8 protein-coding genes are annotated in these 12,096 nt (G+C 63.4%); 3 read left to right on the top strand and 5 right to left on the bottom strand.

Translation table 11 applies throughout. From position 1 onward, the window contains the following. Positions 1 to 36: 36 nt before the first annotated feature. The gene (locus QEH68_RS17285) at positions 37 to 2,172 is read right to left on the bottom strand and encodes an FG-GAP-like repeat-containing protein (protein WP_280623567.1); all 2,136 of its coding nucleotides are present in this window, start codon (positions 2,170 to 2,172) and stop codon (positions 37 to 39) included. 297 nt (positions 2,173 to 2,469) lie between these two features. On the opposite strand from QEH68_RS17285, the gene QEH68_RS17280 reads away from it, so the two are divergent. Together QEH68_RS17280 and QEH68_RS17275 are read left to right on the top strand one after the other, a co-directional pair. Next, positions 2,470 to 4,767, top strand: coding sequence for a bifunctional SulP family inorganic anion transporter/carbonic anhydrase (locus QEH68_RS17280; protein ID WP_280623565.1), 2,298 nt, complete (start codon positions 2,470 to 2,472; stop codon positions 4,765 to 4,767). A gap of 192 nt (positions 4,768 to 4,959) precedes the next feature. Beyond that, a complete protein-coding gene (locus QEH68_RS17275) occupies positions 4,960 to 5,556 on the top strand; it encodes a DUF1992 domain-containing protein (protein ID WP_280623563.1) in 597 nt (198 codons plus the stop codon). A 95-nt stretch (positions 5,557 to 5,651) separates the two neighbouring features. On the opposite strand, the gene QEH68_RS17270 is transcribed toward QEH68_RS17275, so the two are convergent. Then, on the bottom strand, positions 5,652 to 6,965 hold the full coding sequence (locus QEH68_RS17270; RefSeq protein WP_207594760.1) for an ammonium transporter: 1,314 nt from the start codon (positions 6,963 to 6,965) through the stop codon (positions 5,652 to 5,654). A 170-nt stretch (positions 6,966 to 7,135) separates the two neighbouring features. After that, complete coding sequence (locus tag QEH68_RS17265) at positions 7,136 to 8,362, bottom strand: MFS transporter (RefSeq protein WP_280628037.1); 1,227 nt, start codon at positions 8,360 to 8,362, stop codon at positions 7,136 to 7,138. A gap of 164 nt (positions 8,363 to 8,526) precedes the next feature. Here QEH68_RS17265 and QEH68_RS17260 point away from each other — a divergent pair, with 164 nt between their 5' ends. Continuing rightward, positions 8,527 to 9,258 carry a glutamine amidotransferase gene (locus QEH68_RS17260; RefSeq protein ID WP_280623557.1) on the top strand — a complete coding sequence of 244 codons (732 nt, stop codon included), beginning with the start codon at positions 8,527 to 8,529 and terminating at the stop codon, positions 9,256 to 9,258. A 124-nt stretch (positions 9,259 to 9,382) separates the two neighbouring features. On the opposite strand, the gene QEH68_RS17255 is transcribed toward QEH68_RS17260, so the two are convergent. Together QEH68_RS17255 and QEH68_RS17250 are read right to left on the bottom strand one after the other, a co-directional pair. Beyond that, positions 9,383 to 11,011 (bottom strand): FAD-dependent oxidoreductase, encoded by a 1,629-nt coding sequence (locus QEH68_RS17255; protein ID WP_280623554.1) that lies wholly within the window; start codon positions 11,009 to 11,011, stop codon positions 9,383 to 9,385. Then, on the bottom strand, positions 11,008 to 12,087 hold the full coding sequence (locus QEH68_RS17250; protein WP_280623552.1) for an alcohol dehydrogenase catalytic domain-containing protein: 1,080 nt from the start codon (positions 12,085 to 12,087) through the stop codon (positions 11,008 to 11,010). The genes QEH68_RS17255 and QEH68_RS17250 overlap by 4 nt, the downstream gene beginning before the upstream one ends. Positions 12,088 to 12,096: the final 9 nt, after the last annotated feature.

The raw sequence follows: 12,096 nt of genomic DNA, 5'->3' as shown, positions 1-12,096 counted from the left end.
TCGTTCTTGGTGATTTGCGTGTTGTGGTTCTGGACTCTAGATGATGGTGTTCATGACGTTCCAACCGGAGCCGACCTGGACCCGGGGGAGCCAGCCCTGCTTGCCGTTACCGGGGTAGAGCCAGAGTGTCCCGCCGGAGTCGCGGGCCAGGAGATCCACGTTGCCGTCGCCGTTGAAGTCGCCTGGAGTGGCTATGGCAGTCATGGCATTCCAGCCCCAACCGATTTGGATGCCCCAGCCAAAGGAAGTTCGCGGATAGCCTCTGAAACTCCATAGCGCCCCGTTGGCATCCCGGGTCACCAAATCCTCGGTCCCGTCCTTCGCGATATCTCCTATGCCGGAGATGAAGTTCATGCCATTCAGGTCTCTGCCAACCAACTCCTGGGTTAGCCAGCCGCCCCGGCCGTTGCCGCGATACTGCCACAGCTGTCCGGAGCTGTCGCGGGCAGCAACGTCGGCATTTCCATCCAGGTCAAGATCACCAATTCCCGTGATGGCGGTCATGGCGTTCCAGCCTTGGCCTACTTGCAGCCTGGCTTGCCAGCCACCCTTGCCGTTACCTGGATATAGCCATAAGACTCCGCTGGTGTCACGGGCCAGTACATCGGCTTTGCCGTCACCCGTGAAATCCCCGGGAGAGACGAGAGCTGTCATGACGTTCCAACCTTGGCCGACCTTGGATGGCGACTGCCAGCCGCCGCTGCCGTTGCCAGGATAAAGCCACAAGTCTCCACTGTGGGTACGAGCCAGGACGTCCGGTCTTTTGTCGCCGGTAAAGTCGTGCCTGATATCAGCCGGCTTGATGGTGATCGTGATGGTTGGGGTCAGTGCATCCGGGCCGTAACCGTTGCTGGCAGATATGCGGAAGCTGAAGGTTCCAGGGATGCTGGGCACGCCGGATAGGAGTCCATTTGGATTCTGTGACACCAGAGTCAGGCCTGGGGGCAGTGCACCGCTGGCAACTTTGAACTGCGGTGTCAGGGAGCCGCTCGCCGTCATCTCATGGTGGTATCGAGCCCCCACAGAACCGCTGTTGGGAGGGAGGGTCGACGTGAATGAGGGGGCGACGTTTCTTCCATCGATGGTCCGGACCCGACTTCCACCGCGATCGGCTACGTAGATCTTGTTGGTCTTTTGGTTAATTGCCAGAGTCTCGGGATTATCGAAACCCTGTACGTGCCCGAGGACGTTTGCCTTGGTGTCGAAGACGGTTACCCGGTGCCGGTAATAGTCTGAGGCGTAGACCTTATTGGTGACCTCGTTGACGGCAATGCTGAGGTAATGGGTGCGCTCAGTCGGCGTATTGACCAGAGTCCTTGCTGTCGCGTCGAGGGCTGTCAGATATTGGTTGCCTTCGTCGGCTGCATAAACCGTGTTGGTTTGGCGGTTGATTGCCATCACTCCAGGGCGGGCGTTCGACCCGGTGGGAATCATGGATATTTGGTTGGTTTGTCCGCTGAGTACGGCAAGTACCTTGGCGTCCGGGCAGCTGAAGTAGACCATATTCGTAATGGGGTTCAGGACCACGGACTGTGCCGGGGTGCCGAGGTCAAGCTGGGTGACTTTTTTACTGACCCCATCCAGGATGGCCACTTTGCTGCTCTCCCACGCGGTGGCATAGAGCTTGTTGCTTATCTCATTGATGGCGAGACTTCTGATGTCCCCATAAATTGGAATTTGGGTGACGGCCAAGCTGGCTCCGTTGATGACATAGATGCCGCCTGTTGATTCCCCGTTGGCGACGTAGAGCTCATTGGTGGTCTGATTCACCACCATTTTTTCCGGTTGGCCAACTGTTGAAATTCTTTTCGTTGCTTCCGATGCCCCGTCAATAACGGTAATGGTATAGCTGGCTGAATGAGAGACGTATATCTTGTTGGTCTTCTCATTGATGGCTACGCTCTCGGGGTAGTCTGCCACGGCGATCGACCTTGACGCCGAAGTGGCACCGTCGATGACTGTCACGGATTTCCCATACTGGTTGGCGACGTACGTCCTGTTGGTCGTGACGTTGACGGCTACGTCGTTGGGGTTGCTGCTGTTAACGATGTGATCCATGAGGGTATCGGCTTTAGCCTGTTGGCCCCCCGGTACCATCAGGAACGTCAGCGCAGTGATCACTGCCAGAAGTGCAGCGGCAACAACCCGGCCGACGCCGCTGCTGAAAGACAAAGATCTACCCAGAGCAGCCAACGGCCCAACCCCCAAAAAATCCAATGCGCGACTATCGCGTCACCAGCGAATCCTACAGCCCGCAGAGGCCGAATTGTGATCCGCGCCGCATTGTTGCGTGCCGAGGTCTCTTACCCGCGAACGCCCCAACGCTCCCTACCCCCGCGAAAGTTCCCATGGGTCCCAACATGAAGCGCATCTTCACAGCTTTTGTCACGCTTGTCACATCTTGTTGTCATTAACGGTGACAGGTTCCGTAGCTTGGAAGGGTCAGCATTCCCAAGCTCAAGGAACCCCATGCCGCAGCCCAACGATTCCGCTACCGTCCCTACTGACTCGCACAGCCCGCCGGGAAAGAACCCGGGCAAAGGTACAGCCAAGCCAAGCTTCCTCAGCAATCTCGGCGCCGACCTTCCCGCGTCCCTCGTAGTCTTCCTCGTCGCACTCCCACTGTCGCTGGGTATCGCCGCCGCCTCCGGAGCTCCTGTCATGGCCGGCCTCATCGCCGCGGCCGTGGGCGGCATCGTCGCAGGCAGCCTGGGTGGCTCCCCACTGCAGGTGAGCGGCCCCGCTGCCGGCCTGACCGTCGTCGTCGCCGGTCTTGTGGACGAATTCGGCTGGGCGGTGACGTGTGCCATTACAGTCGGTGCCGGCGTCATGCAGTTACTCATGGGTGTCAGCCGCATTGGCCGGGCCGCGCTGGCAGTGTCGCCCGTGGTGGTCAAGGCGATGCTCGCGGGCATTGGCATCACCATCATCCTGCAGCAACTCCACGTGCTGCTCGGCGGCCAAGCTGCCGGGTCCGCCGTCGAAAACCTCACGGCATTGCCGGCGGCCATCACCAACGTGGAGCTGCACTCGGCGTTGCTGGGTCTTGCTGTTGTCGCGATCCTGATGGCCTGGAAGTTCCTCCCGGCGTCGGTGCGAAAGATCCCCGGACCGCTCGCCGCCGTCGTCGCCGTCACCGCCCTGTCCGTCGCGGTGGCGCCAGGCGTTGAGCGCATCAGCTTCAGCGGCTCCATCTTCGACGCCGTCGCGTTGCCAAGCCTGCCCGACGGCACCTGGCGGGCAGCGGCCATGGCCGTCATCACGGTGGCCCTGATCGCGAGCATCGAGTCGCTCCTGTCCGCCGTCGCCGTCGACAAAATGCACGGCGGTTCGCGCACCAACCTCAACCGCGAACTGGTGGGCCAAGGCTCCGCGAACGTTGTCTCCGGCATGCTCGGCGGACTTCCGGTGACCGGCGTGATTGTCCGCAGCGCCACCAATGTTGAAGCCGGCGCGAAAAGCCGCACCTCCGCCATCCTGCACGGCGTCTGGGTCCTCGTCTTCTCCGCACTGTTCGCCGGGCTGATCCAACTGATTCCGCTGTCCGTGCTGGCTGGCCTGCTGCTGGTTATCGGCGCGAAGCTCATCAAGGTTGCCGACATCCGCACCAGCCTCCGTACCGGCGAGCTCCTGGTCTACAGCGTCACGCTGGTGTGCGTCGTGGTGCTCAACCTCCTCGAAGGCGTGATCATCGGCCTGGCCCTCGCCGCCCTCTGCGTGCTGTGGAGGGTTCTCCGGGCGCAGATCAATGCCCATGCGCCCGCCGGTGCTGCCCTTCCGTGGCGCGTTGTCATCGCCGGATCGTGCAGTTTCTTCGCGCTGCCCCGGCTCAACCGCGTCCTCCACTCAGTGCCCGAAGGCCAGGACGCCGTGGTGGAGCTCAACGCCGACTACCTGGACCACGCCTTCCGCGAAGCGTTGGTCGCCTGGCAGAAGCAGCACCGAAGCACGGGCGCCTCGGTAATCCTTGAGGAACACGGCACCACCGCCTTCACCGATGCCGAGGACAACACCCCGCAGCGGCAGGACCCGCGCGAATTCCCGCTGCCGCCGCGCACGTCCTGGCTGCCGCCCGGTGACAATCCAACAGCGGACGACGACGGCGGGCAGCCGCCGCTGCGGTCCATCCTCCTGGGCATCGACAAATACCATCGCCGGCACGCTGACAAGGTCCGCCCCCTGGTTCAGGACCTCACCGAAAGCCAGAACCCGGACACGCTGTTCGTGGCGTGCGTCGACTCCCGCGTCAACCCCAACCTGATCACCAGCAGCGGACCGGGTGACCTTCTCACGCTCCGCAACATTGGCAACGTGGTGTGCAGCGATGGCCGTGATGCCTCCATTGATTCAACGCTGTCATTTGCGGTCAAGGCGCTGTCCGTGGATTCGATCGTTATTTGCGGGCACTCCAACTGCGGCGCAATGAAGGCCGTCATTGCTGATGCAGAGGGTTCTGCCCCTGCCCTGGGTACGGGCTTTGATACCTGGCTGGAGCACGCACGGCCCAGCTACTCGGCGTTGCTCGCCGGCCATCCTGTTGCCCGCGCGGCCGAGGCCGAGGGCTACAGCCGGCTGGACCAGCTGAGCATGGTGAACATTGCCGTGCAGCTCCGGAAGCTGGAGGACCACCCCGTCACTGGGCCAGCCCTTGCCTCGGGCAGCGTGCAGGCCACGGGGTTGTTCTACGACATTTGCACCGCCCGGGTTGTGCTGGTGACGCCTGAGGGTATCGAACAGTTGGATCCGGGCATGGCTGTTCGTTCCTAGTTTTTTCGCCGGACCACCACCACCCATTTCGGGCACCGAACGGCCCCTGACACGCCTGTTGGCGGCGTGTCGGGGGTCGTTGCGGTTTCAAAGCAGGTGGTGGGGGTACGAGCCCCAACCACGGCAACGTGCGGAATACTGGAATCACGATGTCCGGCAGGCGAGGGCTGCCGTGCGAGGAGGTGGCAGGACGTGAACGCCGAGAATAACGTCTTCAGGCGCAGGCTTGAGCGCGGCGCCGAACTGCGGGCAGTCCGGTCATGGGGCGGCAACGCGGAAGAAGACGCAGAGCTCGAGGCCGCCGACGCCGAGGAACGCGAGAAACGCCGCAAAGTGGACGACGCGGCCAGGGTCGAGTACCTCATCCGGGACGCCATGAACCAAGGCAAGTTCGACAACCTGAAATACGCCGGAAAACCAATCCCCGGGCTGGGGGAGCACTACGATCCCGACTGGTGGGTCAAAGGCCTCATCCAACGCGAACGCCTCAGCGGGATCGGTCCGCCAGCCATTCTGCTCCGGATCGAGGACTCCGAGCTCGACGCCAAGCTGGACCAGCAGTACACGGACAAACAGGTCCGGGACATTCTTGAGGACTTCAACAAACGCGTGATCGAGGCCAGGCGGCAACTTCAGGGCGGGCCTCCGGTGATCACCAGGCTCCGCGACGTGGACGCTGAACTGGAAAAATGGCGGGAACGCAGGTCAGCCGCAGCTCCGCCGGAGCCGGAACCCGAGCAGCCGGGCAAGCGGACGTGGTGGCAGCGGATCTGGAACGGCTCCGGCTAGCCCAACTAGGTAACAGCAAACGTCCCAATCAGCCCTCAGTGGTGCGTTTGCTGTCACCTACTTGGGTGGGCGGGCGCTGTTTGGTGACGGTGCCGTTAGGCGAAGCTGTCTTCCTTGGCCTCTTCGGGCTTCCGCCTGATCAAAGCAGACAGGTGCGCCTGCTGCTGACGGAAGTGGCCGTGGGCGGTGAGGCCGAACTCGTAGGCGGACTCGGCGTGCTGGGTGAGGTCAACACCGGTGATTTCGTGCTCGTGGGCAACACGGAAGCCGATGGTCCTGTGGATGGCCCGGCCGATGACCAGGGTGCCCAGGCCCGAGAGCGCCATGGTGACCAAGACGGCCACGGTCTGCGCGATCAACTGCTGGGGGCCGCCGCCGTAGAAGAGGCCGCCGGCCGTCCCCTCGGTGGGGAAGGCGATGAAGCCGAGGGAGATCGTGCCGATGACGCCGGCCCCGAAGTGAACGCCCACAACGTCGAGGGAGTCGTCGAAGCCAAACTTGTACTTCAGGTCAACGAACACTGCGCAGGCAGCGCCGGCCACCAAGCCCAGGCCGAGAGCTGCGAGCGGGGTGATGTTCGCGCAGGACGGGGTGATGGCTACAAGGCCCGCCACCACGCCGGACGCTGCGCCCAAGGACGTGGGGTGACCGTGACGGATCTTCTCCACCACCAGCCAGCTCAGCATGGCCGCAGCCGGGGTGACCAGGGTGTTGACCCAGATGAGGCCTGCCTGCTCCACCGTGGCGGCGGCTCCGCCGTTGAATCCGAACCAGCCGAACCAGAGGATGGCTGCGCCGATCATGATGAACGGCACGTTATGTGGGCGGTGGTTGGGGTCCTTGGCGAATCCGTGACGCTTTCCCACGATCAGTGCGAGGACGAAAGCGGCGGTTCCGGAGCTGACCTCAACCACTGCGCCACCAGCGAAGTCGATGACCTGGCCGAAGATCTGGGTGAGGGCGCCGCCTGCACTCATGAGGCCACCGCCCCAGATCATGTAAGCAAGCGGGCAGTAAACCACCGTCACCCAGATCGGTACGAACAAAGCCCAGGCGCCGAATTTGGCACGGTCGGCGATTGCACCGCTGATGAGGGCCACGGTAATGATGGCGAACGTAGCAGCGAAGCCTGCCTTGATGAGGTCCGGCGAACCCATGAGGTCCTGCAGGCCGAAGTGTGCGAATGGGTTGCCGAACAGGCCGAGGAAGCCGTCGCCGGTGGTCATCGAGTAGCCCCACAGGACCCAGACAACACCAACGATGCCGGCCGAGATGAAGCTCATCATGATCATGTTCAGAGCTGCCTTGGCGCGGGTCATGCCGCCGTAGAAGAGGCCGAGGCCCGGGGTCATGAATAGCACCATCGCCGATGACAACATCAGCCAGACGTGTTGCGCAGAGATCTCCACCTGCGTTCCCTTCAAGCTTGTCCGAAACGGGGCCGTTGTTGCACGGCCCACACCAACCCCCCGATCAATGTTCGGTGAGCTATGTTTCCGACTCAGAAGAGCTAAGTTGCAGGTAAGTTACAGAAATCCACTGTTCGTGAAGATCACGTCACTGGCGTGTTTCGGGAATGTTAACGGCGCTTCTCGCGACCCCCGGCAGGGTAGCCGCCGCGACGGCTGGCAATGATGATCACCAGCGCAACCGCAGTGGGAACCGCGGCGGCCAAGGGCACCAGGTGCGCACCGACGGTGGTGAGGGCGAAGGCTCCGTACACAGCACCGATGGCGATCCCCAGTTGGATGGTTACCACAGTCAGCCCGTTGGCAGCATCCTTGTGCTCACCGCCCGCACGGAGAATCGCCGCCTGGTTGTAGATGCCCACCGCTCCGAACGCGATGCCCCAGAGCGTCATCAGTCCAAACGCGCCCACCCAGGTGCCGCCCAGCGCGGGCAGCAGGGCGAAAGCAAGGGTCAAGAGTCCGACGGCGGCAATCACCGAGGTGCGCGGGCGGGAGTCCGCGGTCATGCCTGCAATCCAGATACCCACCAGGCTGGCGATGCCCACCACGGAAAGGGACAGGCTCGTAGCGGATTCCGGCAGTCCGGAGGCGAGGAGGAACGGGGCAACGTAGGTGAAGAGTGTGAAGTGGGCCAGCAGCAGGAGCGGCCATGCGATGGCGATGGCAATGACGCCGGGCAGTTTCATGGCTGCCCGTAGGGATGGGGTCTTCTGGCTGGCTTGGTCACGGGCGCCGGGGAGCAGCCAAAAAGCCAAGACAGCCAGCAACACACCAACTCCGGCCAGGACCAGGAACGAGGCGCGCCAGGTCATGAGCGATCCCATCAAGGTTCCGATGGGAGCACCGACGGCCAACGCGATGCTGTTGCCGCTGAAGACCACAGCCATGGCCTTGCCCACGGAATGTGCGGGGACGATGCGGGCCACATACGGCGCCATGCTGGACCACAACATGCCGTGGGCGATGCCGCCAAGGAGCCTCGCTCCGATCGCCCAACCCAAGGAGGGGCTGAAAGCGAGGAGCACGTTGCTCAGGGCAAAGGCCAGCACGGTGGCAATGAGCAGGGTCTTCCGGGGAAGCCGCCCGGCCAGGAACCGGGACAACGGGAGGGCCGTGAAAACGATGATGGCCGCATAGACCGCGGTCAGCGAACCCACCGCCGACTCGTCCACTCCGAGGTCGCGGCTGATTTGGGGAAGCAGGCCTGAGGGAAGGAGTTCTGTGGTCACAGCCGTGAACCCTGCCGCCGCCAGAACCAGAAGGCCACCCCACGGGATCTTCTTGGGGAGTTGCGGTGCAGCAACTGACGCCTTGGGCGATTGCGTGCCGACGACCAAAGGGTCCTGCTTCAAAGATTGCTCCTCAGAAATGAGTCATAGGTGTGTCATAGGGGTCCCTACCAACGTTATGCAGCCACGGCGATGCAAGGGAGTCTCTGTCAGAAACCCCCTTCGGGCCAACACACTTTGTTCGTCAGGCATTCCTCGCGCAGACTGGGCCTGTGAAGCCCTTCCTTTTGCTGGCCACCCGCGCCGAAGACGCAGCAGCCGATGACGAATACCAGGCCTACCTCCGCTACTGCGGCCTGAAACCGGAAGAATTGGTCCGTATCCGGCTGGAATCCGGGCCTTTGCCGGCGCTTGAACTGTCGGACTATTCCGGGGTGATTGTTGGCGGCAGCCCCTATACGTCCAGCGATCCTGTGGAGGAGAAGAGCTCCGACCAGATCCGGGTTGAGACGGAACTCTCATCCCTTCTGGACCGGATAGTGGCCGAGGACTTCCCGTTCCTTGGTGCCTGCTACGGCGTCGGGACCCTGGGTGTTCACCAAGGGGCCACGATTGACCGCCGCTTTGGCGAGCCTGTGGGGCCCACGGAGATCACGCTCACCGCCGACGGGGAACGTGACCCCATGCTTCGGGGCGTCCCACGCACCTTCGACGCCTTTGTAGGTCACAAGGAAGCGTGCAGCGAACTACCCGGACATGCAGTGCTGTTGGCCAGCTCAGCTGCCTGCCCGGTGCACATGTTCCGCATCAAAAAGAACCTCTACGCCACACAATTCCACCCGGAACTGGATGCTGACGGGATCATCACGCGCATCAACATCTACAAGAACGCAGGCTATTTCCCGCCCCACGAGGCCGATGAACTCATCGCCGCCGCCCTTGAATCATCCGTGACGGAACCCATGCGGGTTCTCAGGAACTTCACCGAGCTCTACGCCCGCTAGCCCATCCGTTGTGGGGCCCGCTCTGCGCCCTATTTCGGGCGCGAGGCGCGTAGAGCGGGCCTGGCAACGCAAACGCCCGACGGCGGTAGTCGCCGTCGGGCGTTTCCGTCCCCCCAAGGGTCGGCTACTTCAGCCGGGCCGCGAGATCTTCCCCGACAGCGAAGGCACGGGTGATCGCGGAACCAAGGGTGGCACCGCCGCCGGGGTAGTTGTTGCGGAAGACCCCGGCCGAGACGTTGCCCGCCGCATAAAGTCCCGGAATGGCCTGCTGCCGATGGTCCAGGACGCGACCACTGAAGTCCGTAGCCAACCCGCCCGACGTGCCGAGTACGCCTGCCCGAATGGGAACCGCGTAAAACAGTGGAACCAGCAAGGGCGCCAGACAAGGATTGGGGGTGTTTCCGGCATCGCCCAGGAATCGGTCCTGGGCAGTGGCGCCCCTGCCGAATTCCGTGTCCACGCCGAGGGCCGCGTCGGCGTTGAACCGGGAAACTGTGGCGTTGAGACCGGCTGGGTTGATGCCCACCTCCTTGGCCAGGAGTTCCAGGCTGGGCGCGGACACCATCCACTCTGCGGGTTCGCCCGGCGAGGAGCCCGCCACCGGGTATTTGGCCACATAGGCGGAATCAAAAACCAACCACGCCGGGTTGTTCTGTTGCCTGCCCGTATGCGGGTTGATCGAGGCGAAGACCCTGCTGGCGTCGTGATAGTTGAGCGCCTCGTTGACGAAACGCTTGCCGTCGCTGTTCACGGTGATGGATCCCGGCAACGTCATCTCCACGTTTCCCATACGCCCCGACTGCTGACCGTCGTACTGATGGGCCGCCGTCGAAATCACCGGAACGCCCCACACTGCCGTCATGTCCTCCACCGCCGCTCCGGCCTTCAGCCCGAGTTCCAAGCCGTCGCCCTCGTTGGACGGGGCGCTGATGGGCGTCACCGGATACGGCAGGAACGCGCTGCGAAGCCGCGGATTCCATTCGAACCCACCAGAGGCAAGCACGACGGCGGTCGCGGCCACGGTCGCGTCGGCAGAAACGCCGCCGAGACTCACCATCCACCCGGCACCTGACGGTGACAATTCCTCCACCGGACTGGACACCACAAGGTGCACGCCCCGGTCCACAGCGCTCGCCACCAGGCTCCCGACCAAGGCGCCGCCCATGGTCCGGATCCCGGTGGACGCCCGGCGTTCCAGCAGCAACGGATCAGCGGCGCGGCCGTTGAGTTCATCGCGTTCGGTCATGGTGAGCAGAGGGAAGTACGACGACGGCCGGATCAGCTCCGAAAGGCCGGGGTAGTCCTGGGGATCAAAAGCGTTGTTGTCCAGGCCGCGGCCACCGTTCGCGGACCCTTTCCAGTCCATGTGGTAATCCGGGCGGGCAATGGGAACCATGGACACTTTGGTGTTCCGGTTCAGGAAGTCCACAGCCCGCGGCGCAGTGGCCACGTACCACTCAATTTCCTGGGCCGTCATCACGTGGCCGGCCGCCTCCGTGAGGTAAGCGACGCCGTCGGCATGGCTGTCCTGGTACCCGGCAGCCTTGGCGAGGTGGTTGTTCGGTGCCCACATCACGCCGCCACCGGCAGCCGTGGTGCCGCCCAGCAGCGGCGCCTTCTCCACCACCAGGACGCTCAGTCCGGCATCGGCAGCACGGACGGCGGCCACCAGCCCGGCGGCGCCGCTGCCCATGATCACGACGTCGTAGCTTGCGTTGAGTTGTTCGTGCGCGGTGAGGATTGAGGTGCTCATGCGACGCTTCCCGCAGGCATCTCGATGACGATCTTGCCAATCTTCCCGGTTCGTCCCTGCATCAATCGGTAGGCCTTCTGGACCTCCGCAAATGCGAAGCGGTGGGTCATGAGGGCGCGTGCCTGTTCGGGGTGGCGGGACAGCAGGGCGAGCCCGTCGGGGATGAGGTTGAGGCTCATCCGGCTGCCCATGAGATCCAGTTCCTTGTAGGGGATGTCCTTCATGGAGACGTTGGCTTGCCGCGGCGAGATGCCCACCTGGACAATCCTGCCGGCACTGGCAACCAGCCTGATGGCATTCTCCAAGGAGGACGGAACCCCGGTGGCTTCGATGACCAGTTGCGGGCCGTACCCGTCGGTCATGGAGTGAAGGCGTTGTGCTTGGTGTTCATCCGGGAAGTCGCTTCCCGGCCTTACCAGCAGCGTTTCCGCGGCACCGAACCCGACCGCAAGATCCAGCCGGTGCTGCTCGGTATCGGCGCAGATCACCGTGACTCCAAGCTCCGTCAGGTACAGCGTGGCCAGCAATCCGATGGGGCCGCTTCCCAATACCAGCGCGGTGTCGCCGGGCTCGGGCCGACCGCGGTTGACGGCCTGCATGGCGATGGATGCGGGTTCGCCCATGGCGGCGATGTCCAGCGGGAGATCGTCGGGAACGGGGCACAGCTTCTCCACCGGGACGCTGATCAGTTCTGTCAGTGCCCCATCCGAGTAGCAGCCCAGGCAGCCCACGTCCTGGCAGACGTTGTACCGGCCGGTGAGGCACGGGCGGCACTCGCCGCAGTAGATGATGGGGTTGACGGCAACGCGGTCGCCGATGCTGATGTCCTGGACTGTGTCCCTTCCGGAGCCCCCGGTGCCGGTCTTCGCAGGCGCGAGGGCCTCCACGATGCCGGAGAACTCATGGCCTTGGACCAGGGGGAGCTCCGTGGGATAGTCGTCCTCCCAGATATGGAGGTCGGTGCCGCAGAGGGTGACGTTGTGGACCCGGACGAGGGCGTGGCCCGGTTCAAGGACGGGCTCAGGAGAATCCCGAAAAGCAATGGTCTCTTTGGAGACGGTGATCGCGGACAGCACTGGGGGACC

Source organism: Paenarthrobacter sp. OM7 (assembly GCF_029873575.1).
Classification (GTDB): domain Bacteria; phylum Actinomycetota; class Actinomycetes; order Actinomycetales; family Micrococcaceae; genus Arthrobacter.
This window is presented reverse-complemented; position numbering and strand designations above follow the sequence as displayed.